18 protein-coding genes and 1 pseudogene are annotated in these 25344 nt (G+C 67.5%); 3 read left to right on the top strand and 16 right to left on the bottom strand.

Features of this window, described 5'->3' with window-relative positions:
• Nucleotides 1-27: 27 nt before the first annotated feature.
• The 8 genes and pseudogenes from MRBLMD1_RS02230 to MRBLMD1_RS02195 form a co-directional block, all read right to left on the bottom strand.
• Nucleotides 28-435, bottom strand: coding sequence for a DUF779 domain-containing protein (locus MRBLMD1_RS02230; RefSeq protein WP_364397136.1), 408 nt, complete (start codon nt 433-435; stop codon nt 28-30).
• Nucleotides 435-1456: pseudogene (adhP, locus tag MRBLMD1_RS02225) on the bottom strand (alcohol dehydrogenase AdhP). The gene MRBLMD1_RS02230 and the pseudogene adhP overlap by 1 nt, the downstream one beginning before the upstream one ends.
• Before the next feature lie 41 nt (nt 1457-1497).
• Nucleotides 1498-3021: an aldehyde dehydrogenase family protein gene (locus MRBLMD1_RS02220; RefSeq protein WP_159631218.1), complete on the bottom strand. Its 1524-nt coding sequence runs from the start codon at nt 3019-3021 to the stop codon at nt 1498-1500.
• A 136-nt stretch (nt 3022-3157) separates the two neighbouring features.
• Nucleotides 3158-4501: a GAF domain-containing protein gene (locus tag MRBLMD1_RS02215; protein WP_364397133.1), complete on the bottom strand. Its 1344-nt coding sequence runs from the start codon at nt 4499-4501 to the stop codon at nt 3158-3160.
• 81 nt (nt 4502-4582) lie between these two features.
• On the bottom strand, nt 4583-5857 hold the full coding sequence (locus MRBLMD1_RS02210) for a glycosyltransferase (protein ID WP_224026729.1): 1275 nt from the start codon (nt 5855-5857) through the stop codon (nt 4583-4585).
• Complete coding sequence (locus MRBLMD1_RS02205) at nt 5857-6462, bottom strand: TetR/AcrR family transcriptional regulator (RefSeq protein WP_364397130.1); 606 nt, start codon at nt 6460-6462, stop codon at nt 5857-5859. Before MRBLMD1_RS02205 ends, MRBLMD1_RS02210 begins: the two co-directional genes overlap by 1 nt.
• A gap of 40 nt (nt 6463-6502) precedes the next feature.
• A complete protein-coding gene (locus tag MRBLMD1_RS02200) occupies nt 6503-7963 on the bottom strand; it encodes an FAD-dependent oxidoreductase (RefSeq protein WP_414703654.1) in 1461 nt (486 codons plus the stop codon).
• A 45-nt stretch (nt 7964-8008) separates the two neighbouring features.
• Nucleotides 8009-9004 carry a DNA topoisomerase IB gene (locus MRBLMD1_RS02195; protein WP_364397127.1) on the bottom strand — a complete coding sequence of 332 codons (996 nt, stop codon included), beginning with the start codon at nt 9002-9004 and terminating at the stop codon, nt 8009-8011.
• A 103-nt stretch (nt 9005-9107) separates the two neighbouring features.
• On the opposite strand from MRBLMD1_RS02195, the gene rarD reads away from it, so the two are divergent.
• A complete protein-coding gene (rarD, locus tag MRBLMD1_RS02190) occupies nt 9108-10130 on the top strand; it encodes an EamA family transporter RarD (protein ID WP_364397124.1) in 1023 nt (340 codons plus the stop codon).
• Nucleotides 10131-10151: 21 nt separating this feature from the next.
• Here the strand turns inward: rarD and MRBLMD1_RS02185 are convergent, their stop codons facing one another.
• The 7 genes from MRBLMD1_RS02185 to MRBLMD1_RS02155 form a co-directional block, all read right to left on the bottom strand.
• Entirely contained in the window at nt 10152-11834 is a 1683-nt protein-coding gene (locus MRBLMD1_RS02185; protein WP_364397121.1) for an endo-1,4-beta-xylanase, read from the bottom strand.
• Between the two features lie 37 nt (nt 11835-11871).
• Nucleotides 11872-13656, bottom strand: a complete 1785-nt coding sequence (locus MRBLMD1_RS02180) for a polysaccharide deacetylase family protein (protein ID WP_364397118.1) — start codon at nt 13654-13656, stop codon at nt 11872-11874.
• Nucleotides 13657-13711: 55 nt separating this feature from the next.
• Nucleotides 13712-15526 (bottom strand): polysaccharide deacetylase family protein, encoded by a 1815-nt coding sequence (locus tag MRBLMD1_RS02175; RefSeq protein ID WP_364397115.1) that lies wholly within the window; start codon nt 15524-15526, stop codon nt 13712-13714.
• A complete protein-coding gene (locus tag MRBLMD1_RS02170) occupies nt 15516-16856 on the bottom strand; it encodes a glycosyltransferase family 2 protein (protein WP_364397112.1) in 1341 nt (446 codons plus the stop codon). Before MRBLMD1_RS02170 ends, MRBLMD1_RS02175 begins: the two co-directional genes overlap by 11 nt.
• Before the next feature lie 3 nt (nt 16857-16859).
• Nucleotides 16860-17324, bottom strand: a complete 465-nt coding sequence (locus tag MRBLMD1_RS02165) for a hypothetical protein (RefSeq protein ID WP_224026736.1) — start codon at nt 17322-17324, stop codon at nt 16860-16862.
• A 531-nt stretch (nt 17325-17855) separates the two neighbouring features.
• The gene (gabT, locus tag MRBLMD1_RS02160; RefSeq protein ID WP_364397109.1) at nt 17856-19226 is read right to left on the bottom strand and encodes a 4-aminobutyrate--2-oxoglutarate transaminase; all 1371 of its coding nucleotides are present in this window, start codon (nt 19224-19226) and stop codon (nt 17856-17858) included.
• A gap of 55 nt (nt 19227-19281) precedes the next feature.
• A complete protein-coding gene (locus tag MRBLMD1_RS02155) occupies nt 19282-20712 on the bottom strand; it encodes a gamma-aminobutyraldehyde dehydrogenase (protein ID WP_224026738.1) in 1431 nt (476 codons plus the stop codon).
• Between the two features lie 168 nt (nt 20713-20880).
• On the opposite strand from MRBLMD1_RS02155, the gene MRBLMD1_RS02150 reads away from it, so the two are divergent.
• Entirely contained in the window at nt 20881-22317 is a 1437-nt protein-coding gene (locus tag MRBLMD1_RS02150; protein ID WP_364397105.1) for a PucR family transcriptional regulator, read from the top strand.
• Between the two features lie 22 nt (nt 22318-22339).
• On the opposite strand, the gene MRBLMD1_RS02145 is transcribed toward MRBLMD1_RS02150, so the two are convergent.
• A complete protein-coding gene (locus MRBLMD1_RS02145; protein ID WP_159631188.1) occupies nt 22340-23932 on the bottom strand; it encodes a CYTH and CHAD domain-containing protein in 1593 nt (530 codons plus the stop codon).
• Nucleotides 23933-24068: 136 nt separating this feature from the next.
• On the opposite strand from MRBLMD1_RS02145, the gene MRBLMD1_RS02140 reads away from it, so the two are divergent.
• Complete coding sequence (locus MRBLMD1_RS02140; RefSeq protein ID WP_307492532.1) at nt 24069-25343, top strand: CynX/NimT family MFS transporter; 1275 nt, start codon at nt 24069-24071, stop codon at nt 25341-25343.
• The last annotated feature ends 1 nt before the right edge of the window (nt 25344 follow it).

The raw sequence follows: 25344 nt of genomic DNA, 5'->3' as shown, positions 1-25344 counted from the left end.
GCCCCGAGTGGCATTTGGTCGAACTTCCTAGGACGGCCAGTCCATCAGCGTTGACCGGATCAGGAAGCGTTTACCTTCAGGCGCTTCAACGGAAAAGCCGCTCCCGCGTCCGGGTACGACATCGATGGTCAGATGGGTGTGGCTCCAGTAGTTGAACTGCTCCCGGGACATCCAAAACTCCAGCGGCAGGGGCTGCAGACCGTCCGAAAGGTCGAACAGCCCCAGCAGGACATCCGCGTCCCCCGTGATGAAGTCCCCAGCCGGATAGCACATGGGCGAGGACCCGTCGCAGCAGCCGCCGGACTGGTGGAACATGAGCGGGCCATGCTTGTCCCAAAGCGTCCGGAGCAGATCCACGGCAGCCGGCGTGAGTGCCACCCGGGAGAAATCTTCCCCGGGCAGCGTCACGGCGGCAGCGAGCCCTTCAGCCGGCATCAGAACCTCAGCACCACGCGGCCGTCGATCTTGGCGTGCTTCATCTCATCGAGCACGGCATTGACCTCCGACAGCTCCCGCACGGACACAGTGGGGTGGATCTTCCCGCGGGCATAGAAGTCAAGGGCTTCCTCCATGTCCTGCCGGGTGCCGACGATCGAGCCGCGGACAGTCAGTCCCTTGAGCACAATCTCGAAGATCGGCGCCGGGAAATCCCCCGGCGGCAGTCCGTTGAACACGATGGTGCCGCCGCGGCGGGCCATCCCAATGGCCTGTCCGAACGCTGACGGGTGCACCGCAGTGACCAGGACTCCATGGCAGCCTCCTGTCTCCCGCTGGATTACTTCCACCGGGTCCTCATGCAGGGCGTTGACCGTGAGTTCAGCGCCGTGGGCCTTGGCCAGGGCCAGCTTGTCGTCAGCGATGTCCACGGCGGCAACCCGGAGTCCCATGGCCACGGCGTACTGGACCGCGATGTGCCCCAGGCCGCCGATGCGGAAATGGTGACCCACTGGCCCGGCCGGGTCTCGGTCATCTTCAGCCCCTTGTAGACGGTGACGCCGGCGCAAAGCACCGGCGCCACCTCGACGGGGTCGGATCCCGCCGGTATGCGCGCCGCGAACCGGGAGTCCACCAGCATGTACTCCCCGAAAGAGCCGTCCACGCTGTACCCGCCATTCTGCTGCGCCTCGCACAGTGTTTCCCACCCCGTACGGCAGTACTGGCAGTCGCCGCAGGCTGACCACAGCCACGCATTGCCCACCAGGTCACCGACGGCGAGGTCGGAAACTCCGTCGCCGAGGGCAACCACCTCGCCCACGCCCTCATGGCCGGGAACGAACGGAGGCGAGGGCTTGACCGGCCAGTCGCCTTCCGCTGCATGGAGGTCGGTGTGGCAGACGCCCGTGGTCAGGACCTTGACGAGGGCCTGTCCCGGCCCCGGCGTGGGAATGGCGATGTCCTTGACCGACAGGTCGGCGCCGAATTCGGTTACTACTGCTGCTTGCATTGTCGTCGTCATTGGCGAAGTCCTTGCGTCGTTGTAGTGGTGCGGGCTGGGGCTTAGAAGAAGCCCAGCTTGTTTTCGTCGTAGCTGACCAGGAGGTTCTTGGTCTGCTGGTAGTGGTCCAGCATCATGGCGTGGTTCTCGCGCCCGATGCCTGAGGACTTGTAGCCGCCGAAGGCGGCGCCTGCCGGGTAGGCGTGGTAGTTGTTCACCCAAACGCGTCCGGCCTGGATCTCGCGGCCGGCGCGGTAGGCCACATTGCCGTTGCGGGACCAGACGCCGGCGCCCAGGCCGTACAGGGTGTCGTTGGCGATGCCCATGGCGTCGTTGTAGTCACTGAACCGGGTCACCGCCACCACGGGGCCGAAGATCTCCTCCTGGAAGATCCGCATCCGGTTGTGGCCCTCGAACACGGTGGGCTGGACGTAGAAGCCGCCGGCGAGGTCGCCCGGGAGTTCGGCACGGGCGCCGCCGGTGAGCACCTTGGCGCCTTCCTGCTTTCCGATGTCGATGTAGGACAGGATCTTCTCCAGCTGGTCGTTGGAGGCCTGCGCGCCAACCTGCGTTTCGGTGTCCAGCGGGTTGCCCTGGATCATCTTCTCCACCCGGGCCACGGCGTCGGCCATGAAGGACTCGTAGATGTCCTCCTGCACGAGGGCCCGCGAGGGGCAGGTGCAGACTTCGCCCTGGTTGAAGGCGAACAGGGCAAAGCCCTCCTGGGCCTTGTCGTAGAAGGCGTCGTTTTCCTGGGCAACGTCGTTGAAGAAGATGTTGGGGCTCTTGCCGCCCAGTTCCAGGGTGACGGGGATGAGGTTCTGGCTGGCGTACTGGCTGATGAGCCGGCCGGTGGTGGTTTCACCGGTGAAGGCGATCTTCCGGATCCGGGAGCTGGAGGCCAGCGGCTTGCCGGCCTCGACGCCGAAGCCGTTGACCACGTTGATCACGCCGGCGGGCAGCAGGTCCCCAATGAGTTCCATCAGCACCAGGATTGATGAGGGCGTCTGCTCGGCGGGCTTGAGCACCACGGTGTTGCCGGCGGCGAGCGCGGGAGCAAGCTTCCAGACGGCCATCAGGATGGGGAAGTTCCAGGGGATGATCTGGCCCACCACGCCGAGCGGTTCGTGGAAGTGGTAAGCGGTGGTGTTGTCATCGAGCTGGGACAGGCTGCCCTCCTGGGCGCGGACCGCGGAGGCGAAGTAGCGGAAGTGGTCCGAGGCCAGCGGCAGGTCGGCGTTGAGGGTTTCCCGGACGGGCTTGCCGTTGTCCCAGGTTTCGGCCACGGCGAGCATCTCGAGGTTCTCATCGATGCGGTCGGCGATCTTGTTCAGGATGGCGGCGCGTTCCGCCACGGAGGTTTTGCCCCAGGAGGGTGCGGCCTTGTGTGCCGCGTCCAGGGCGAGCTCGATGTCCTCGGCGGTGCCTCTGGCCACCTGGCAGAACGCCTTGCCCGTCACCGGGGTGATGTTCTCGAAGTACTGGCCCTTCACCGGGGCCACCCATTCGCCGCCAATCCAGTTCTCGTAGCGTTCCTTGAAGGTGACCTTCGAACCGTCGGTTCCCGGCTGTGCGTAAACGGTCATGTGCTTAGCTCCTTTGCTGTGCAGAAGGCTGGCCCATAGGGGCGCTCGCCGATGAAGCCAGCGTAGGAGCGGGGAGGTTGCAGCAAGGTTGCAACGATGCGACGCCGGTCACAACGGGCGCCGGCGGGGCCGGGTTTCAGGCGCGGAGTTCGGCTTCCAGCCGTTCCAGGTCGGCGACGACGGCGGCCCGCTTGGGTGAGCGCGGCGGCAGGAGGCGGAGCGCGGCGCGGCGGATGACGACGTCGTCCCTTGCCTCCGGGAGCGCAGCGTACTTGAGCAGGGACTCGGCGCTGCCGTCCGTGAGGACCGCTTCCCGGAGCAGGGAGGACACCCTGCTCCTGAGATCGAGGATGCCCGGCGCTTCCGAGCGCGGAAGCACCTCACCCCGGTAGATCTCGAGGGCGATGCGGTGCGCACCGCGCTGCAGGCAGCTGAGCACCTGGCCGGTATCCGGCACCAGGTCCAGCGGGAGCCGGTACGGGCGGGAGCCGGGGACAGCGTCGGGACTCAGCTGCTGGATGACCTTGCGCAGCCGGACCATCTCGGCCCGGAGCGTGATGGTGGAGCCCTCCCCCGGGTACAACAGCAAGCCCAGTTCCTCGGCGCTGAGCCCTTCCGGATGCGCGCTCAGCAGGGCCAGGATCTCGCTGTGCCGCGCGGACAGGGAAACGGTCCTGCCGCCCAGGCTCAGCAAGGCCTGGTTGCGGCCCAGCAACTGCAGGCTGTTCCGGTAGAGGCTGCCTTCGACGCCGCCCTGCCCTTGCCTGGCGGCTGCGGCCGGGGACCGTCGTCGTACAGGTTTCCTGGCGAGCTCCGCCGCAAGCTGCAGGCGCTCCACCCGCAGCTGCGCCTGGGCGGCAGCAACGGTGGCCTCCACCAGCGACAGCGTGTGAGGCGCCACCGCGGTGGCCGTCCCGGTGATGTCCACGACGCCGAGCACGGCACCTGAGTCGGGGTCATGGAAGGGGACGGCGGTGCAGCTCCAGGGGTGGACTGCCCGCTGGTAGTGCTCGGCGCCGGCGATCTGGATGCCCCTGCCCAGGGCAAGGGCGGTGCCCGGAGCGCTGGTGCCGACGCTGGCCTCGGACCAGTCGGCGCCGGGGACGAACATCATGCCTTCGGCCCGGCGTTGGAGGGTAGGGTCGCCATCCACCCACAGCAGCCTGCCCACCTCGTCACCCACCGCAACCAGGAGCCCGCTGTCATGGCTGGGCTGGACCAGGAGTTTGTTGATGACCGGCATGATCGCGGCCAGGGGATGCTGCCGCCGGTAGTCCTCCAGCTGCTCCCAGTCGAAAGCCAGCGGCGCGGCCGCGTTGTCCGGGTTGGCCTTGAAGCTTGCCGACCGCTGCCAGGACTCCTTGATGAGGTTGCGCAGCCCGGGGATCTCGGGGGTGAGGTTGCCGGGGTCCGAGCCCAGGCGCTCGTGGCCGGCCAGCGCGGCACGCTGGCGCGGTTCAGGGTGGAGCAGGTTCGTCATCGAACTCCCGTTCCGGAGTCTTGTCCGGCTGTGCAGGGCTGGAGGGTGGCCAAGTCAGCATAGCTGGACAACAACCCTCTGTCACCGGCCTGCCCGGACCAGCTCTTCCAGGGCGTCCGCGCCCGCCGCTGCTCCCCCGGCGGCCGCGTAGCCCTCCGCCACCCGTCGCGCCCCCGGCGCCTTGCCCAGGGCCTGGTGGACGGCTTCCCGGAGCCGCTCCGGGGTGAGGCGCTTCCGGCTGAGCCGCACGCCGGCGTCGGCCGCCACTACCCTTGCGGCTACCTCGTGCTGGTCGCGGCCGAACGGGACCACCACCACGGGCACTCCCTTTGAGAGGGCCTTCTGCGTTGCCCCCATGCCGCCATGGGTGATGGCAACGGCGGCGCGGTCGAGGACAGGGCCGTGCGGCACGAAATGTTCCAGCCGGGCATTGGACGGAACGGGCTGGAAGCGGTCCAGGCCGGACGCCCTGGCGGCACCCGCAGAGCCGGCCTGGGCAGCAGGCAACGTGGCGACGACGGTATAGGGCTCCCCGGCCAGGGCTGCCAGGGCGGTCCGGACAATGGCGTCATCGGCCTGGTACTCGGAGGACGTGGTCACCAGGACCACCGGGGCGGTGGCCTCCCCGAGCCAGGTAGGATTTTCGGCCGGCGGCTCCCAGTCCAGGGCGCCGATCATGCGCACATCCGGAGCCCAGTCCGGGTGCGGATATTCGAACGGCCCGGCGGTGGCCACCAGCATCAGCGGGGCGGTGCGGAACATGGAGTCGGCGCCGGTGACCGGGGGAAGCATGCCGCCGGAGATGTCGTCCCGCAGGGCGTTGATCCGGGGCAGCATCAGCTTTTCGACGGCGCCAATCACCAGGCGCCGCACCACCGCATCCCGGGCCATGCCGAGCGGCCCCGGCAAAGGAGCCAGTCCCGGCCCGAACGGGGGCGTACCCCTTGACGGCAGCGGCGGGGTGTAGGGGCTGAAGGTTGCCCACGGCAGCCCCGAGTGTTCTGCAAATATTCGGGCACCCCAGGCGTTGATGTCGATCAGCAGCAGGTCCGGCCTGATCCCGGCAATGGCCCGTTGCAGGTCCGGGGCATCGAACCGGGCACGGGCCGCGAAGGTCTCAACACTGGAGGCCAGGGCAGCCTTGGCGTTTGTGGCGCGGTAGTCCGTGGCCTCGATCGCAAGAATCCTGCCGTCCACCGGCCCGGCGTGGAACCCTGACTCCGTGAGCTGGGGAACCTGCCGTGGCAGGGTGCGGATGTGGACATCATGGCCTCGGGCCTTGAGTTCCTCGAGCAGCGGAACCATGGGGAAGAGGTGTCCGATGGCGGGCGAGGTGTAGGCAAGGACGGTGGACATCAGGGCCTCCGCGTGAAGGTTTCCAGCATTTCGAGCAGGGAGCGGGCCACCTGGCCGCGGCTGAGCCCGGCGTCCAGGCGCAGGAGCTTCCAGGTGTAGACGTCGCAGAGGGCGACGAACTGGGCCAGCCGGCGGTCGTGGTCGGGGCTGCCCTTCAGGGGGTCGAGGAAGGGGGCGAAAACGCGGCGGCACCATTCGCGGTGCAGGCGGCGCGCTCCCCCGGTGATTTCCGCCAGGACGGGGGAGGTTTGTTCCTCGGCGAGCAGCTTCAGGGCCAGCGCGCCGGTGGTTTCGTAGTGTTCCAGGAGGTTGGCGACGGCGGCGGGCACGTCGCCGGGAGGAACGGCGCTGCGCTGGTTGTCCACCCGGGCCGTGGCCGCCTTGGCGCTGGCGTCGATGAGGCCGGCGCGGTCCCCGAACCTGCGGATGATGGTCTGGACGGTGACGCCGGCGCGGGCAGCCACCGCGCCCAGGGTGATGTCGGCGAGCGGCCCCTCCATGAACAGGTCTTCGGTGGCCTGCAGGATCCGGCGCCCGGTTTCCTGCGCGGAGGTGGCCCGTTTTGGGGAGCTGTAGGGACGGGTTCCGGCCCCGGCAATATTCATGTTAATGAGACTAACTCGAATACTCCGCCAGGGGTAGGGGTCAGCCGCGGGAAATGCGGATCATCTCCTCGCGCGGCACCACCTTGATGCGCTCGCGGACCACGTGGTCCAGGCCCTCAGGTCCGGTCCAGGCGGCACCCAGTCCCGCCTCGTGGGCGTCGAGCTTGTTCCACCCTTCCCAGGTGGTGTATTCGATGCCGCGCTCTTCCAGCAGGTCGATGATGGCCTGGGGATCCGGGTTCCTGGCCGCCGGGAGGGTGAGCCGGTCCTCCAGCAGGAAGCCGATGGTCTCCAGGGCGTCGCCCTTGGTGTGGCCGATCAGGCCCACAGGTCCGCGCTTGATCCAGCCCGTGGTGTAGATGCCCGGAACGGGGTTGCCGTCGGCGTCGAGGACCCGGCCGCCTTCGTTCGGGATGACGCCCCGCTTGGCGTCGTACTCCAGTTCGTCCAGCGCGGAGCCGTGGTAGCCGATGGCCCGGTAGACAGCCTGGACAGGGTATTCAACGTACTCCCCGGTGCCCTTGGCGTTGCCGGTCCCGTCCAGCTGCATGCGCTCGAACTTGATGCCGCCCACCTTGCCCGTGCCGTCGTCGAGCACTTCAACGGGGCTGTGCAGGAAGTGCAGGTGCAGCCTGCGGGACGAGGGGTTCTCCGACTCCGCATGCTCCTCCACCAGCCAGTTGGTGAGGGTGTTCACCATGGTCTTGACCTGGTTGTTGGTGCGGATGGCGTCGTCCGAGGCGTCGTCGAATTCAAAATCCTCGGGGTAGAGGACGATGTCGACGTCGTCCATATGGCTCAGTTCCCGCAGTTCCAGCGGGGTGAACTTGACCTGGGCGGGGCCGCGGCGGCCAAAGACGTGGACATCCGTCACCGGGGACGCCTTCAGGCCGGCGTAGACGTTGTCCGGGATCTCGGTGGTGAGCAGTTCCTCGGGGTGCTTGACCAGCATGCGCGCCACGTCCAGGGCCACGTTGCCGTTGCCGATCACCGCGATTTCCTTTGCCTCCAGCGGCCACTCGCGGGGCACGTCCGGGTGGCCGTCGTACCAGGACACAAAGTCGGCACCGCCGAAGGAACCGCGCAGCTTGATGCCCGGAATGTCCAGGTCAGCGTCCTTGATGGCGCCCGTGGAGAAGATCACGGCGTCGTAGAAGGCCCGGAAATCGTGCAGCGTGAGGTCCCGGCCGTAGGTGACGTTGCCCAGGAACCGGATGTCGCCCCGGTCCAGGACCTTGTGCAGGGCGTTGACGATGCCCTTGATCCGGGGATGGTCCGGGGCCACGCCGTACCTGATCAGGCCGTAGGGTGCCGGGTAGGCCTCGAAGAGGTCGATGCTGACCTGGAAGTCGCCGTCCTTGACCCCGCTGGACTTGGTGAGGATGTCCGCAGCATAGACTCCTGCCGGTCCCGCGCCGATAATGGCGACGCGGAGGGGACGGTTGGCGGCGGTTTCGCTGTGATTGGACACCGGGAACCCTTCTGAACTGGTCCTGCTCATGTTTCATGAGGGTGCGCCGCATGGTGCAGCGCACAGTCCCCCATTCTAGTTGGCGGCCAGGGCCACTACCTTGCCTTCGCGGTACAACAGTGCCCTGAGCTCAGCTTCCGCCGAGTCCAGCCGTTTCGGATCGATGGTTTCGCCGTCATGGTAGTGGTCCACCACCCGCGGGTCCACGTAGCTCTTGCGCGCAATAGAGGGAGTGTTTCCCAGCGTCTCCGCCGCGTCGTACATGGCGCGGCTGATGGCCCGCTTCCGCTTGGCCGCCGTCCGCTGGACTCCGGTCCTCGCCAGGCTTTCCGCAGCTGCCACGGTCCCGCGCAGGGTCCGGAAGTCCTTGGCGGTGAAGTCTGAGCCGGTCCGCTCCTTCACGTAGGCGTTGATGTCCGCACTGGTGACCGGGCGCCAGGTCCTGCCCTCCTTGTAAGCCAGCAGCCTCGCGTTCGGTCCCCGCCGCTTGAGCAGGCGCAGGAGGGCGGCGAGGTCGGCGTCGCGGATTTCCGATTCCCAGTCCTTGCCGCTCTTCGCCGGGAAGCGCAGGGAGATCCGGTCCTTGCGCACCTGGACGTGGGCGCAGAGCAGGGTGGCCAGCCCCCGACTGCCGTTCTCGTTGGTGTACCGCTCCGAGCCAACCCGCAGGGATCCGCTGTCCAGCATCCGGAACGCCCCCGCCAGGACACGGTCGCGGGTGAAGCCCTCGCTCCGCAGGTCCATGGTGACCAGCCGCCGGGCTGCGGGCAGCGATTCGGCAAGCTGGAGGGACCGGTCAAACTTCACCCGGTCCTTCCGCTCGCGCCACTCCGGATGGTAGATGTACTGGCGGCGGCCCACGGCATCCACACCGGTGGCCTGGATGTGGCCGTTATCGAACGGGGCGATCCAGACGTCGGTCCAGGCCGGCGGGATGCCGATGCTTTCCAGGCGGTCCCGGATCGGGCCCGGCGGCAGGGTGGAGCCGTCCAGGTCCCGGTAACTGAAGCCTTTGCCGGCGGCCACCCTGCGGTAGCCGCGGCCCGAGGCGTTGCTGCGCCGGAGCCTCATGGGGTGGGTTTCGGGAAAAGCGCACGTGTCATGAAAGCAAGCCTACTGATTATTTTCCGGAATACCGCCTGCCTGCTGGAATACCTGCCCACAGGATGCTGTTATGGACTTCGTGCCCACGCCAGAAGGAACCTCCCCCGCCACGCCCGCTGTTGCCACCACCGCAGCACCCGCGCCGCCTGCGCCGGAGGGCCCCCGGCCCGTCGCCAAGGACTCGACGTCGGGCATGCTGTTCGGCATCGGCGCGTACGTTTTGTGGGGGCTGCTCCCGCTGTACTTCTTCATCCTGATGCCGGCCGGCGCCGTCGAAATCGTGGCCAACCGGGTGGTGTGGTCACTGCTGTTCTGTGCTCTCCTGATCACGGTGACCAGGGCGTGGGGCGTGCTCGCGGTGGCGCTGAAGGACCGCCGGGTCTTTGGTTCCCTGGCGCTGGCGGCGTTCCTGATCGCCATCAACTGGCTGACCTACACGTACGGCGTCACCACGGGACAGGCCGTGGAAACGTCCCTGGGCTACTTCATCAACCCGCTCGTCTCTGTGCTGCTGGGTGTGCTGGTCCTGAAGGAAAGGCTGCGGCCGCTCCAGTGGGCCGCCGTCGGCGTCGGCTTCGTGGCGGTGGGTGTGCTCACCTACTCCTACGGGAAGCTGCCATGGATTGCCCTGACCCTGGCGTTCAGCTTTGGCCTGTACGGCTTCGTCAAGAACCGGGTGGGATCGAGGGTGGACGCCATCACCAGCCTCAGCGTGGAGACCATGGTGCTGGCCCCGTTGGCCGCCGTGGCCATGGTGGTCCTGGCGGCAGGCGGCAGCTCCACGTTGACGTCCCAGGGAGCGGGGCACTTCTGGCTGCTGCTGGCATCGGGCGTGATCACCGCCGTACCGCTGCTTTTCTTCGGTGCGTCCGCACGGCGGCTGCCCATGACCACCATCGGACTGCTCCAGTACTTCGCCCCCGTCCTGCAGTTCCTGGTGGCGCTGCTGGTCTTCCGGGAGGCCATGACCGTTGAGCGCTGGATCGGTTTCGGGGTGGTGTGGCTGGCCCTGCTGCTGCTGACCCTGGACATGCTCCGGACGGCACGCAGGAACTCCCTCGCCCGCAGGGCAGCGGTCCGCCAAGGCGCCTGAGCCCGGCCTTCCCGCCCAGGGTCAACCGCCCAGGGCGCGCTTCACGGCATCGTACGCCGGCGTGGGTTTCCCGTCGTTGAACAGGTGGTCGTGGCCCTGCCGCAGGCTCCCGCCGTCGTCGATCCACCAGTCGTAGCGGTCATCCACTCCCCACGTGGTGTAGGAGATGCAGGTGCGCGAGCGCAGGCAGGTGGCCAGCACCGTGGCGTACTGCTTCGCCTGGGCGTCCGTCCCCTGCCCGTCCGTGACGTCGTTTTCGGAGATGCGGACGTGGAGCCCGGCGTCCCCAAAACGCTTGAGCGTCCGGGTGAGGTCGTCAGCGGAGATGGCGTCGGTCTTGAGGTCGTAGACGTGGGCCTGGAGGCCTGCCCCGTAGATGTGCCCGCCCTGCGCGTTCGTGTCCAGGATGAGCTTGAGCAGTGCGTCCTGGCGGCGCCCCGGCACGTCGGCGCCGTTCTCGTTGATGTACTGCTTGACGTCCGGATCGGCCGCATAGACGGCCTTGGAGACCACGGCCGGATAGCCCGGCCCGAAGACGCGGTACCAGATGTTCTGCTGCATGCCGGTCCCCTGGTCCACGTCGAACGGCTCGTTGACCACGTCAAGGGAAGCCAGCTGTCCTTTGAAGTGCCCCACCACTGCGGAGATGTAGTCGAGCAGTGCTGCGCCGCTGGTCCGGCGCTCCGCGTCCGAGCCTGCTGGGAGTTCCTGCATCCAACGGGGCATGGCCTCCGTGAAAGCGATGGTGTGGCCGTGCACCGCCATGCCCTTGCTCCGGGCAATCGCCAGGATCGCATCAGCCTCTTCGAAGGTGTACACGCCCGGCTGCGGGGAGAGGAACTGCGGCTTCATCGCGTTTTCCGGCGTGAGCGCGCCGAAGTTTTCGACGAACTCCCGGGCATAGTCCGTGTCCCCGGTGAGGGGCCCCAGTGCCACGGCCGCGCCTACCGGGAAGTCCGGACGGGTCCTCGCGGCGAGTGCCTGCAGGCCGTCCTTTGACGGCTGGACGCCGGCTGCCGCGGCCCCTGAGGTGCGCAGGCCGGCGCTTCCCGGCGCTACCGCCGTGAGCGAGGTGATCTCGAAGTCGCCGGAATCGCTGGAAAACCCCAGCCACAGTTCCCCGGACGAGAACACCTTGCCCAGGGGGAGGGAAGAAAGGGTGTCGTTGCCGCTGGCGACGGCCAGCGTATCGCCGGAGCGGCGCACGGTGAAGGGCGCCCCCGGGTCCTTTACCGTGACGTGTTCATCATGCACCGGCACCGGCTGGGTCACGTCTTTCTTCTGCGTCCCGTCGAAGACGGCGATCTTCAGGTCGTTTCCCTGAAGGGTAAGCCGCAGGCCCGCCGGCTCCACACGGAACTCATCGGCGATGACGGGCGGCCGGTCGTACAGCGCCCAGGACGCGTCCGCGGTAACGTCCGCGAACGTTGCGCTGAGCGAAAAGTCTCCGCCGACCACCAGGTGCGTGCCGGCGAGGTTGAGCGGGGGGTTCGGCTGGCCTCCCTCCCCGCTCTGCTCCACGATGCGCCTGGCGGTGGGCGTCACCTGGAGTGCGCCGTTCCCGGCCCGGACGCCCGGAACGTCCTGCCAGTCCCCGTGCAGGAGGTCCAGCGTCACGTCGGGCTTGGGCGGGGAGCATGAGGCGAGGACGGCGAGGAGGGCGGACACCAGCACCACCGTCAGTGCGTGCGGGCGCCCGGCCATCCTTCGTCCTCTCCCCTGCTGCCAGGACCTGGTACAGCTAGGACTTGGTCCAGCGGACGTCGTCGAAGTACGCCTGCAGTCCGGAATTGCCCTGGACAATCACCTGAAGGCTCGCCTTCGCCACCGCGGTGCTGCTCGGCGAGTACGTCAGGTCCACATTGGTCACGCCGCCGGCGGAGATCCCGAGCTTCCACTGCCCGGAGATCCACTGCCCGGCGGAGTTGTATTCGTCAATGTAGAAGCCCATCTCGCCGCTGGTCCGCGCCGTGATGTTGAGGTAGCTGGCGATCTTGTAGCTGCCGGCTGCCACCGCCACCTGCGGGGAGAACAGGTGTTTGTTGGCCGTGGTGGCCGTCATCTTGACCGAGTTCACCGGGTTGGCCGGGCTCCCGTGGTTGGCTGCGTCAGCCAGGATGGTGGATGCGGAGTCTGTCCGCCATCCCGAGCCGATGCCGGCGTCAAACGTGCCGTTCGCCACGAGGTTGGGCGACGGCGTGGTGGAACCGCTCCCGAGCGTCATCATCTGCATGTTGTCCAGGTACGCAGTGATGCCGGTGCCGGTCACATAGACCTGCAGGCTGGCGGATGCCACGCTGGTGGAGCTCGGAGTGTAGGTGAAGTTCATCGACTCCACCCAGCGGCTGTTTTCCCGTTTGCGGAACTGCCCGGAAATCCACTGGCCGGCCGCGTTGTACTCGTCCACATAGAAGCCCACTTCTCCAGTGGAGATTGCCGCCACGTTGAGGAAGGCCTTGTACAGGTAGCTGTTGGCCGCCGACACCGGAACCTTCGGCGAGAACAGGTGGCCCGCAGCGGAACCCGACACCAGCTTCACGGACTTGGCAGGATCAGGGTAGCTCCCGTTGGTCCCGGCGTCCGCGGTGATCGTGGCCGGGGCGTCCGTGCGCCAACCGTCGGCGATGCCGTTATTGAACGTCGCGTTCGGCAGGAGGTTGGGGCTGCCGGTTACCAGGCCCTTGCTGACATTGACGTTCCTGATCTGCCCGGCCGCCACTTTGGTCTGCACATACGCTGCCAGCTGGTCCAGCTCAGCCGTACCGTACTGGTAGTCATCCGGGGTCTGGCTCGGCGATGTCCTGACGTCGTGGAACGTGAAGATGGCCCACGTCCTGTTGGCGATGGCCTCGTCAACCTTCGCCTTCAGCGTGGAGACCGGAGTGGTGACTTCCTGCACCGGCGTGTTGTGGAGCAGCAGGTCGCCGAGCGGCCAAATGTTGTTGCCCACGTCCGCAAAACCGCGCATCGACGTGTAGTACTCTGCGATCCGGGCGAGCGCCGACATGTCGTAGTCGCCGTAGGGCGTGGCCAGGGCAGTGGCATTGAACCCGTGGGCCGACAAAGCGGCCCTGCTGTTGGCCAGCTCGGCGTCCACCTGGGCGGCCGTCAGCTTGGTGGCCTGGCAGTCGTTGCCCACGCTGACAAGGCACTGGTGGTCAACGGTGTGCGAGCCGATCTCCCAGCCGTAGGTGTTCTGCAACTGGGTGACCTGGTCCCACGTCATATAGGGAACGTCGGTGTTGGCGCGGCAGGTGTTCGGCACGGATGTCATCCCCACGCAGTTGGTGATGACGTAACTGGTGCCGGTGAGCCCGTACTTCTTAAGGGTGGGGGCAGCCTGCGTTAAGGCACTTTGCATGCCGTCGTCGAAGGTGAAGGACACGAGCGGAGTTGGGGCAGGGTTGTCCACGGCGGCGTTCGCGGCCGCAGGGGTCAGCAGCGCGGCGGCCATGGCCCACACGGCTACCCCAAGGGTCAGGAGCCCGGCGCGGCCTCGCGCCAGGCTGGATCTGGATTTGATCATGACTTTCTCCTTCTTTCGGGTGTCGAAGGCGCCGCGTTTCACCGCCTGGTGGTGGTCACGGGCCCTGCAACTGCTCGAACGCCTGGGCAACCGGTTTCACTTGGATGCCGCTTTCGTCGATGAGCTGCAGCTGGGTTGCGAGGACGTCGCTGGTGATAGTGCTCTTGTCCGCCGCAATAGTGTTCTTCTGGGTCCCCGACGCGTCGGGGGCAGCGATCTGGTGATAGACCAGGATGAGCCAGCCGTTGGACCGAGAGGTCTCGGCGAGCGCTTCCTTCAGGGTTTCCGGCGTGGTTGCGTCGGTTACGTACAGGACCTTCAGGTCATGCGGGTTGAGGTTTTGCCTCGTGTTGATGCCGTCATCCGTCCCCCGCATGATCTTGAAGTACTTGGCCGCATACCAGTCCACCTGCGGGTCGGAGCGTCCGTACGGCGGTGCCAGGTCATCGGTGGGAAGGCCGGCCGCGGCCAGCGCTTCCTCACTCTTGCGCAGTTCCTCATCCAGGCGCTCCGCCCCCACGGAGGTGAGGTCGACGTGCTGGTAGGCATGGGCTGCAATTTCATGTCCCGCCTGGTGCAACTGCTGGACCTCGGCGCCCGTGATGAAGTTCGGCGTCTCAATCGAACTGGCGTTGACGTACTGGGTGGACTTGAACCCATGCTTGTCCAGCAGGGGCAGCGCGCGGTCGTACACGGACTGCCACCCGTCGTCGAACGTGATCGAGACCAAGGGCTGGTTCCACCGCAGCGGCCCGGGCCTGGTGATGTCCGTCAGCGAATAGTCGCGGACCGCGGTGGTCCCGTTCCCATGCGCAACCAAGGTGACCATCGCGTTGGCCGCGCCATCGGGGACCTGGAATGCCTCGCTGATGGTGGTCCACTCCCCTGCCGGCGGCACGGACTCCAGGTTCTTGAAGGTGCGTCCGCCGCCCGCAAGCTCGAACTCGGCCACCACATCCACTTCGCGGTCCGCCTTGTAGGCCGCGCCGAACCTGAAGTAGCGGTCCGGGGTCACCGCGATGGGCTGGTACTGCCACTTCGCCTCCCCGTTCTGGTAGTTTCCGATGCGGGTCCAGAGGAAGCTTCCGCGCCCGTCCTCGCCGCGCCCGGACTCCACTGTTGACGTCCCGGAGGAATAGGGGGACCAGAAGGCCGGCTGGTTCGGCTGGGTACCGGCGAATCCCGGGTTGGGGATCACGTTCGGGCCCACCGCTGCGGGTGCCGGAGGCTGGACGTCGTCCGCTGCCTCGAGGTAGGCGCCTTCCACGCGCGCGGTACCCACTGAGGCGAAGCGGAAGACGTACTCCACGGCCGCGACGGTGTCGCCGCTGTTGAACGCGTCACTCACCGTGAACGCGGTGGTCCCCGGCCGCTCCACCGGGTTCCTCAGCTGCTCCAGGCTGGCGCTGCCGTCCTTGTGGTATTTCCGCACCAGCAGCCGGAAGTCCGCTTCCGTGGTGGCGAACACCTTGAAGAAGTAGGTCTTGCCGGGAACCACGTCCACGCGCGGGCTGGTGAGGGTGACATCGCCCGAGGCGTACTGCGGGATGTTGAGCTTCAGCGCCTGGGCGCCCATCTGCCCGGGCACCAGTTCCAGGGAGGTCTTCGCATCCCCACTGTGGGCCGCGGTCCAGCCGCCTTCCGGAGCCACCGAAGTACCGGCCGACGGCGACGGGCCCGGTGCCGCCGTCGGTCCGGCAACGCCGGGAAAGAGCGCCGGGAGCAGGTTGGCTCCGGGCCGCGCCTGGGCGAAGGTTCCGATCCTGCCCGTATACATGAACCACCCGGCGGTGATCAGGAGAACCAGGACCGCGATGACCACGAGCGGATTCAGCAGGACCTGGCGGACCCGCCGGCGCCTAGGCGGCACGGCTTATCACCGCCACGCTGCCGGCCCGCTGCGGAGATTTCCACGTGTTGATCTCGGGGCGCCGCACCAGCCCTGGCGAACGGACGATGCACCGGACCGCTGCCGCGAGCTGGACCAGGTCCATGATGTAGAACAGGAAATAGGCGGTGGGCGCGTACATGCACAGCCTGGTGCGTTCCCGCGGTGAGAGGTTTTCATCCATCAGGACCGTCAGCAGCGTGTAGGCCGTGATGGTGGCGTAGGACCCGATGATCAGCGCCGGAGTGTAGGTTGCCAGCGACCAATAGACCGCGTACGTCCAGGCCAGGGGTGAGACGAGCAGCGTGAACTCGCTCAGCACGGCCGTGGGCATCCGGTAGTACGCCAGGGTGCGGCTGTACCGGCGGCTGGGGTTCAGGGTCATGCTGCGGTACTTGATGAGGTTCTGGATGCTTCCGTACTTCCAGCGGTAGCGCTGCTTGGCCAGGGCACGGAAGGTGAGCACCCCCTCGGTCTTTGCCACCACGTCCGCACCGTAGACCATGCGGAAGCGCCGGTTGCCCAGGTGGGTGATCTTCGCGCTGAGGCCGATGTCCTCGGTCACGGTGTCCGTATCGTAGAAATCCACCTTGCGCAGCACGCGCATCCGGTAGGTGGAGGCCACCCCACCCACCACGAACTCGCAGTTCAGCAGCGAGTAGAGCTTCTTGGAGCGGTAGCCGATCATGTGCTCAAACCGTTGCAGGATGCCGAGCGCCGTGGTCTCCTCCATGATCTGGACGTTCGCCGCCACGCCGGCCACGTACGGGTCGTCGAAGTAGGACAGCGCCCGGGTGATGGCCTCCGGCTGGATGACCGAGTCGGCGTCGAGCGTCATGACGAACTGGCCGCGCGCGAACCTGCGGAGCACCGAGTTGAGCGCCGCGCCCTTGCCCACGTTCCGGTGCATCCGCACGATCCGCAGGCCCATCGCGGGGTGCCGCAACTGGTAATCGCGGACCAGCCGGCCGGTGAGGTCACCGGAGGCGTCATCGGCCACGAGGACTTCGAACAAGGGGTAGGTGCTGCGCCGGATGGAGTCCAGGGTCCGGACGATCACGGCTTCCTCATTGTGGGCCGCAATGACAATGGAGACCAGCCCCGGTACTTCAGGGATGGCCCGCCGGGTCCAGGTAGCCGTCGCCGCGCACTCGGGCTGGTAGGGGGTGGGAAGCCGGATCCCGCTGAGTCCCTTGCGCCGCTGTTGCCATATGTCGTAGAAGTTGGCACCCGCCAGGTAGAGGCCGAAGTGCACAACGTACAGGATGCTGACGCCCGCGAAGAGCCAAAAGACCAAGAGCGCGATATCCATCGCTCATCTGTCCACGGAGTTGGTTGCCAGCACGTTCGTGAAGGCTTCTGGAAGCGGGACGTTGGCCGGCTGGAGCAGGTCGATGCCCGCCGCGATGGCTGGAACAACGGCGATGGCCGGCTTGACCGCGGCAACGGCGGCCTGCGCGGCGGCGGCCCCGGCCGCCCGGGCAGTCCTGGCGGCGTCAGGAAGGGCCGTACCCGTAGTAGCGGCGGCGGGGGCGTCGATGCTCGCCACTGCGATGGCTGGAACGGCGGTGCCGGCTGCCGCCACCTTGGCCATGGCCCGGCGCGCGGCACGGCGGTAGAACCGGATGCCGATGAAGCGGATGACCACTGTGAGCGTGACCAAGCCCCACAGAACAAGGCTCATCTGGGCCACGAAAGCGAGCAGGCTCTCGAACATGGCCCCGTCCCGGCCGAAGGTGGTCGCTGCAGGCACGGCGAAGGTTCCCAGGTTCGTCACCACAGGCCCTCCCCCGTTCCCCTTGAAGCTTGCGTCATTGCTGAAGGCTGCGTCATTGCCTTCCCCCTGTCTTGAGCAAGATGTCCGTCTTTGGGCTGTGGGGTGTCGCCGCCTGGGGTGCCCATGCACCAGGCGTTGGTGGAAGTTCCTGTCGTCAGCGTCATGGGAGGGCAGCGTCATTACCCTGCGGCTGACTTGATCGGGAGCGCATATGCGCTCCGCATTTTGGGGGTGGCAGGTGGCGCCTCAGGCAATCGGCGTCGCGCACAGCCCGCCCGTTTATAGGTCAAAATTACGTATTCCTGCGCAGGCCCGACACGAGTAACGGGTACTCTATAAAGATTTTTGGGGCTACTTACCGAAAGGGTTTTGGGGGGACCGCCGCCTGCCCGCCGGTCCGGGCGGAATATTAGGTAGTTTGCGCAGTCCGGTGCGGGGGCCTAGGTATCCCCCCATGGCGGGATTTCCCGGGCAACGGAAAAAGGCAGCACCCCGGCGGGGTGCTGCCTTTTTCCGTGGACCGGCTTTGCGGCTCTAGGCGTTGGCCTTGATGGCTGCGGCGAGGACTTCCAGGCCGTCTGCGAGCAGCTCATCGGTGATGACCAGCGGGGGCAGCAGGCGGATGACGTTGCCGTAGGTGCCACAGGTGAGGATGATGACGCCTTCCTTCAGGCAGGCGGCGGCGACAGCCTTGGTGAGCTCCGGGTTGGGTTCCTTGGTTCCGGCCTGGACGAGCTCGATGGCGAGCATGGCACCGCGGCCGCGGACGTCGCCAATGACCGCGGTTCCGGCGTTGTCCAGATCGGACTGCAGTTCACGCAGGCGCGCCGTGGCGATGGACTCGATGTGGCGGGCACGGCCGTTCAGGTCGTACTCCTCCATCGATCCGATCGAGGCCAGGGCTGCTGCACAGGCCACGGGGTTGCCGCCGTAGGTGCCGCCCAGGCCGCCGGGGTGCACGGCGTCCAGGAGGTCGGCGCGGCCGGTGATGGCGGACAGCGGCATGCCGCCGGCAATGCCCTTGGCCATGGTCATGATGTCCGGGACGATGCCTTCGTGGTTGACGGCGAACCATTCGCCCGTGCGGCAGAAGCCGGACTGGACCTCGTCGGCGATGAAGACGATGCCCTTCTCCTTGGCCCAGGCGGCCAGCGCGGGCAGGAAGCCCTCGGCCGGGACGATGAAGCCGCCCTCACCCTGGATGGGCTCGATGATGATCGCGGCAACCTGGTCGCCGCCGATCTGCTTCTCGATCATGGTGATGGCGCGCTTTGCTGCCTCGGCGCCGGTGATCGAGGGGTTTTCCTCGCGGTACGGGTAGCTCATGGGCATGCGGTAGACCTCGGGCGCGAACGGGCCGAAGTTGGTCTTGTACGGCATGGCCTTGGCGGTCAGGGCCATGGTCAGGTTGGTGCGGCCGTGGTAGGCGTGGTCGAAAGCCACGACGGCGTCCCGGCCGGTTGCCAGGCGGGCCACCTTGACGGCATTCTCCACTGCCTCGGCACCGGAGTTGAAGAGGACGGTGCGCTTCTCGTGGTCGCCCGGGGTGAGGCGGTTCAGCTGCTCGGCGACGGCCACGTAGCCCTCGTAGGGGGTGACCATGAAGCACGTGTGGGTGAAGTGCTCCACGGCTTCCTTGACGGCGCCCACGACGGCGGGGTCGGAGGCACCCACGCTGGTCACGGCGATGCCTGAGCCCAGGTCAATGAAGGAGTTGCCGTCGACGTCGTGGATGATGCCGCCGTCGGCGTCTGCAACGTAGACCGGGACACTGGAGGCGACGCCGGCAGCCACCACGGACTTACGGCGTTCGGTCAGTGCCACGGACTTGGGGCCCGGGAAGTCGGCCTGGACGTTGCGCTTCTGCTCCAGGCGGTAGGTGATGTCTGCTGCGGTGGTGGTCATGGTTCTTTTCTTTCTACGATTCCGGGTTTCGGCAAGCTCAACCAGCGGGGAATGGTCAGGCGTCGAGGGCGGACATCACGTGCTTGATGCGCGTGTAGTCCTCCACGCCGTACATGGAGAGGTCCTTGCCGTAGCCGGACTGCTTGAAGCCGCCATGCGGCATTTCGGCGGTAAGGAGGATGTGGGTGTTGATCCAGACGGCGCCGAAGTCCAGGTCCCGGCTCAACCGCATGGCCGTGCCGTGGTTAGTGGTCCAGACGCTGGAGGCCAGCGCGTAGTCCACGTCGTTGGCCAGGGCAACGGCTTCTTCCTCGGTGCTGAACTTCTGGACGGTGATGACGGGGCCGAACGTTTCCTTCTGCACCACGTCGTCGGTCTGCTTGGCGCCGGTGATGATGGTGGGTTCGAAGAAGTAGCCCTTCTCCCCTGCCCGGTGTCCGCCGGTTTCGATCCGGCAGTTGGCCGGCAGGTTCTCCACCACGGAGGTCACGGCGTTGAAGTGGTTCACGTTGTTCAGCGGGCCGAAGTAGTTGTCTTCGTCGTTCTGCGAGCCGGTGTGCAGGGTCCGGGTGTGTTCCACCATGGCTGCAACGACGTCGTCGTGCACGGAATCCTGCACCAGCACCCTGGTGATGGCCGTGCAGTCCTGGCCGGCGTTGAAGAACGCGAATTCGGCGATCGCCGCCGCGCTCTTCTTGATGTCCGCGTCCGCGAAGACGATGGCCGGGGCCTTTCCGCCGAGCTCCAGGTGGGCGCGCTTGAGACCCTTGGCGGCGCCGGAAGCCACCGCGATTCCCGCGCGGACAGATCCCGTGATGGACACCAGGCCGGGGACCTTGTGCTCCACCATCATGGCACCGGTTTCGCCGGTGCCCAGGACCACGTTCAGGACGCCCGCGGGCAGGATGTCGCCGGCCAGGCGGGCCAGGACCAGCGTGGACTCGGGGGTGGTGTCGGAGGGCTTCAGGACCACGGTGTTGCCGGCAGCGAGCGCGGGACCGATCTTCCAGATGGCCATCAGGAAGGGGTAGTTCCAGGGGGCCACCTGGGCCACCACGCCGATGGGTTCGCGGCGGACGTAGGAGGTGTGGCCCTCGAAGTACTCGCCGGCGGACTTGCCCTCCAGGATGCGGGCGGCACCGGCGAAGAAGCGCAGCTGGTCGGCGCCGGCAGCCACTTCCTCGGAGGCGATGAGGGAGCGGACCTGGCCGGTGTTGCGGTGCTGGGCTTCGACGAGTTCATCGCTGTTGGCCTCGATGGCGTCGGCAAGCTTGAGCAGCATCAGCTGGCGCTGGCCCGGGGTGACGTGCTTCCAGGTCCTGAAGGCGTCCTTGGCTGCCGTCATGGCCGCATCCACATCCGCCTGCACGGAAACGGGGGCCTGCGCCACCACTTCCCCGTTGGTGGGGTTGACCACGTCCAGCAGGGTGGTGCCGGCGGGGGTGACGAACTTCCCGTTGATGAAGTTCTGCAAGGTTTGGACCACGGTGTGCAACCTCTTTCGTAAGGGCCATCGGCGGCCGGGCGGAGACCAGGACGGATGGATGGAACTGCCTTGAGCCTATGCCAGCGCCCAAGCGGGGTGAATAGCCACCTGCACACCCTTGCCAAAGGGGTTTAGTGCGGTTGCCCAGCTCACGTTTATCCTTGCTTCATGGCCATTTCCCTTGCTGCCCTGGTGGGCGTGACCTCCTTGAAGCTGTCCAAGGCGGGCGTGGCGGAGACCACCTGGAACCAGGACATCAACTGGGTGGCTGTGACGGAACTGGAGGATCCGCAGCGGTTCCTCAACGGCGGGGAACTGGTGCTCACCACGGGCCTGCGGCTGCGGTCCGCGCCGGAGCAGCGGCGCTTTGTACGGCAGGTGCAGCGTGCCGGTGCGGTGGGCATCGGATTCGGCGTGGGGTTGTCCCATGAGGCGGTGCCCCCGGCCCTCCTGGCGGAGGCCAACCGGTGGGGCCTGCCGGTGGTGGAAGTGCCCTACGAGACCCCGTTCATCGCCATCACCAAGCTGGTGGCGGACGCCCAGTCGGCTGACCACTACGCAAAACTGGAACGGCTCATTGCCGGGCACCAGGTGCTGGCCCGGGCGCTGCTGACCGGCGGCGGGCTGGCAGAGCTGCTGAAGAACCTGGGCGGCATGCTGCGCACCGACGTGGCGCTGACCCAGTTCACGGCGCAGCTGTACAACAGCGGCAGCACCCACCCGTCGGCCGATACGTGGTCCAGCTACCCGGTGCCCACGGGCCGGCGGGACGCCTGCACGCTGTGGGTCCGCCAGCCGTTCGAGGACACCGGCATCATCGGTTACGCGCAGAACCTGATCAGCGTGGAGCTGAACAACATGGTCAGGCAGCGGCAGGCCCAGCGCGCCCTGTGCGGCCAAGTATTGGAGGACGTGATCCACGGGGCGCTGGAGACCAGCGAGGCCCAGCGCCGCCTGGCCGGCGTGGGCGTGAACAGCACCCGCAAGAACGTGGTGCTGCTGGCCGTGTCGGCCGCCCACGGGAAGGCGTTGGGGAGCACCTCGGTGCCGCAGGAACTGGAGAAGGCGGTCGCTGCCGTCGTGGGCAAGGACCTGGTGCTGGTGGTCAATGACGACGGCGGGACGGCGCCGGCGCTGGCACGGAAGCTGAGCGACCACCTCGCCGAAGCCGGGATCCATGCCACGATCGGCATCGGCGGGGCGTACACCAAGCCCAACGGCCTGCGCTGGAGCTATTTCGAAGCCCGGGACGCCGCCAGCCATGGGCTGCCGGTCAACGAACCGGAACGGCTCAGCCTGACATCGCTGCTGCTGGCCAGCGAGGATGTCCCGCTGGCGGACATGGCGCACGAGTCCTTGAACCCGCTGCGGGCGTTCGATGCCGCGCACGGCTCGGAGCTGATGTCCACGCTGGAGAGCTACCTGAACAACAACGGCTCGGTGGCTGCGGTGGCGGAAGAGCTCACGCTTCACCGGAACACGGTCCGGTACCGGCTGGCGCAGATCACCGAGCTCACCGGGTATGACCCCTCCGTCACTGCGGACCGGGTGCAGCTGTGGCTGGCCCTGGCCGTGGCCCGGTTGTCCGCCCGGCAGGGCAAGTAGGCCGGAAACTGCCCGGCAGGCCTCAGAGGACGCCGCGGCCCAACAGGTCGCGCGACTTCTTCCTGGCCTTCCGGTACCCGGCACGGGCCTCCAGCATCCGCTCTTCCTGCTGGTTGAGCAGCTCCGCGTAGATGCCTGCCGTGGCGGGCTCGCTGTGTTCCGCGGCGATGGCTGCCAGCAGGTCGCGGGCCACCACGGCGTCCTGGAACTGGCCCAGGATCTTCTGCTGCCGGCGGGCGGCCTTGGCTACCTTGCCCGCACGCTTGCCGTGCACCAGGGCCGCTGATTCAGCCACGTGGCGCAGCCGCTTGGCGTCTTTGCGGACCCGGTGGAGGGCAAGTTCCTGGTCCCTGCCGCGCCGCGCGCGCTTGGCCGCTTTGCGGGAGCGCTCCAGCCGCCTGGCGGCCTTGTCCACGGCTTTCGCGGCCGCCCGACGTCCCGGCGCTACCGCGTCGGCGCGCACCGGCGGGTTGTCACGGAAATCCTCAAGCTTGTCCAGGAGCCTGAAGTAGCGGCCCGACCCCAGGGCTTCCAGCAGGAGCCGGTACGCGGCGTCATAATCCCCGCCCGTGCGCTGCTCCACCCTTGCCGTGGCCCCGGCTGTGCCATCCCCGGGCTGCAGCGCGCCCAACTGGTCACGGAGCCGGGCCCGCAGGACCTCGGCGTCGCGCGGCTGGCCGAGCAGCTGGCCCAGCCACTTCAGCTCGCTCCGCAGTTTGCGCACCGGTGACGCCCGGTAGAGCTTGGCGTACGCGGCCAGGACCGAGCGGATCCGGCGCGTGGCGGACCGCATGGTGTGAATGGCCTCGGGTTCCTCATTCCGGACGGCAGCGTCGCTGGCGAGGATCTGGTCGATCTGCGCGGCCACATAAACCGTGACGACGGCGGCAGCCGGCGCACGCTTCCCGGCCAGCAGGGCAGGGGTGCCTTCGGGTCCGGCAGCACCGGCGGGCGCCTCGCCCGCGGCGGCACGCTTGCCCGCTTTGGTGTCAGAGCCCAAGGCACGGACCAGCTTCGAGGCATGGCCGGCGGGCCGGGCGCCGGCGGCTGCGAGCAGTTCCTCCACCGGGCCAAAAAGGTCCGGCTGGCCGTGGACCAGCTCCAGCTCCCATTCGCGCCACTCCTGCCTCGTGGCGTTGTCCCCGTCCGCCAGGCGTTCGGCGGTGACCTGGTCGTCCGCGAGGTCGGCGAGGTGGGCGCCGTCGGCCCCGTACAGGGGGTAGGTGGTGCGGCGGGTGTCCAGGCGCACCACCGGCACGGGGACAGCACCCCTGAGGTAGGCGTAAAGGTGGGTAAGCAGGGCGTCCGGTACGACGTCGGGACGGCCCAGGGGTGCATGCAGTTCCGTCCGCTCCTGCGGGCCTTCGCCGCCGGCCGCCGCCTGGGGCGGCAGCTTCAGGTGCCACCCCGCGTCCTTCCCGCCGGTGCGGCGGCGGAGGGTGATGCGGCGGGCGGCCAGGGCATGGGTGGGGGTGTCGAAGTACACCGCCTCCAGCAGGTCGGTGTGGGAATTGCCTGTGCGGGCCACCCCTGCGGCCTGTTCCAGGGGCGGCACCACGGCGCCGGCATCGACGTCGTACTTCTTCTCAATCTCGATTCCCCTGGAAGCCTCCACAGCCGTCCTTCCGCACCGCCTGGTCCGCGCCAGGTCCTCCGACAGTCCGTTGGCAGTCTATTGCAGGCACCGAACACGTGGAGAGGTTGGCCACAAAAGCACAAACATCAAACGTCTAACCTTTAGGCTGGTTCGTATGCCCGCCACTCCCCCCGCTTCCGTTCCCACAGCCACCCAGGCACCCGCTGCGGTGACCGGCACCCCTGCCGGCGGCACCGCCCCGGCAAAGCCGCGCTCCGCCGTCGTCTTCGGCGTCATTGCGCTGGTGCTGATCGGGCTGAACCTGCGCGCGGGCATCACCGGGGCGTCCGCGCTGCTGCACGATCTGCAGGCGGTGCTGGGCTACGGGGTGCTGGTGGCGGCAATCATCCCCTCCATCCCTACCCTCTGCTTCGCCCTTGCCGGGGCCGCCACGTCCTGGCTCACCGGCAGGCTTGGTGTGGAGAAGGCCATCCTCCTGTCCCTGGCGCTGCTGGCCGGCGGGCTGCTGCTGCGCGGCGTCCCCGCCACGGGCATGCTGGTGGCCGGGAGCGTGGTGGGTATGTCCGGACTGGCCATCTGCAACGTGGCCATGCCGTCCTTCATCCGGGAGCACTTCGCGTCCCGGACGTCGCTCATGACCGCCGTCTACACCGTGACCATGACCACCGGCGGCACCCTGACCTCGGTCGCGGTGGTCCCGCTGGCACACGCGCTCGGTTCCCCGTCCGCCGCCGTCGGCGCCGTGGGCATCGCGGCCGTGGCCGCCTTCCTGGGCTTCCTGCCGGTGGCCCTGCACGCCCACCGCCATACGGTGCGGACCACGGCCGGGCATGTGTCGCCCTGGCCGCTGCTGCGGACCCGCAAGGGGCAACTCCTCACCGCGATCTTCACCCTGCAGGCCCTGCTGGCTTACGCCCTGTTGAGCTGGTTCCCCTACATGCTCACCACCATGGGCATGAGCGCCTCGGACAGCGGACTGATGTTCGGCCTCATGCAGCTGGTCTCCGTCCCCGCGGGCATGGTGCTGATTGCCATCGGCGCCAGGCCCCGGATGCTGCGTCCGGCGTTCTACCTGGTGAGTATCACCATGGCCGTGGGAATTGCGGCGCTGCTGGTCCTCCCCGTCGCCCTGGCGGCCGTCCCCGCCGTCCTGCTGGGCTTCGGCCTGGGCATCTTCCCGCTGGTGATGGTGATGATCAGCCGCAGCGGCACCAGCACCGCCGAGACCACCGCACTGTCCACCCTGGCCCAGTCCTCCGGCTACCTGCTGGCCACCGCGGGCCCGTTCGGCATGGGCCTGCTGCACAGCGCCACCGGAGGCTGGTCCCTGCCGCTGGGGCTGCTGCTGGCACTGGCCCTGGTCCAGATCGTGGTGTCGCACATGATCACCGGCCCTGCGATGTCCGGCAAGCCCGCGGAGAGGAAGTAGC

This window comes from Pseudarthrobacter sp. LMD1-1-1.1, from assembly GCF_040676255.1.
Taxonomy (GTDB): domain Bacteria; phylum Actinomycetota; class Actinomycetes; order Actinomycetales; family Micrococcaceae; genus Arthrobacter.
The sequence above is the reverse complement of the archived record's forward strand: the minus strand, read 5'-3'. Positions and strand labels throughout refer to the sequence as shown.

Coding starts and splice junctions, on each gene's coding strand:
- MRBLMD1_RS02230 (WP_364397136.1), bottom strand. CDS start 435: ATGCCGGCTGAAGGGCTCGCTGCCGCCGTGACGCTGCCCGGGGAAGAT.
- MRBLMD1_RS02220 (WP_159631218.1), bottom strand. CDS start 3,021: ATGACCGTTTACGCACAGCCGGGAACCGACGGTTCGAAGGTCACCTTC.
- MRBLMD1_RS02215 (WP_364397133.1), bottom strand. CDS start 4,501: ATGACGAACCTGCTCCACCCTGAACCGCGCCAGCGTGCCGCGCTGGCC.
- MRBLMD1_RS02210 (WP_224026729.1), bottom strand. CDS start 5,857: ATGTCCACCGTCCTTGCCTACACCTCGCCCGCCATCGGACACCTCTTC.
- MRBLMD1_RS02205 (WP_364397130.1), bottom strand. CDS start 6,462: ATGAATATTGCCGGGGCCGGAACCCGTCCCTACAGCTCCCCAAAACGG.
- MRBLMD1_RS02200 (WP_414703654.1), bottom strand. CDS start 7,963: ATGAGCAGGACCAGTTCAGAAGGGTTCCCGGTGTCCAATCACAGCGAA.
- MRBLMD1_RS02195 (WP_364397127.1), bottom strand. CDS start 9,004: ATGAGGCTCCGGCGCAGCAACGCCTCGGGCCGCGGCTACCGCAGGGTG.
- rarD (WP_364397124.1), top strand. CDS start 9,108: ATGGACTTCGTGCCCACGCCAGAAGGAACCTCCCCCGCCACGCCCGCT.
- MRBLMD1_RS02185 (WP_364397121.1), bottom strand. CDS start 11,834: ATGGCCGGGCGCCCGCACGCACTGACGGTGGTGCTGGTGTCCGCCCTC.
- MRBLMD1_RS02180 (WP_364397118.1), bottom strand. CDS start 13,656: ATGATCAAATCCAGATCCAGCCTGGCGCGAGGCCGCGCCGGGCTCCTG.
- MRBLMD1_RS02170 (WP_364397112.1), bottom strand. CDS start 16,856: ATGGATATCGCGCTCTTGGTCTTTTGGCTCTTCGCGGGCGTCAGCATC.
- gabT (WP_364397109.1), bottom strand. CDS start 19,226: ATGACCACCACCGCAGCAGACATCACCTACCGCCTGGAGCAGAAGCGC.
- MRBLMD1_RS02150 (WP_364397105.1), top strand. CDS start 20,881: ATGGCCATTTCCCTTGCTGCCCTGGTGGGCGTGACCTCCTTGAAGCTG.
- MRBLMD1_RS02140 (WP_307492532.1), top strand. CDS start 24,069: ATGCCCGCCACTCCCCCCGCTTCCGTTCCCACAGCCACCCAGGCACCC.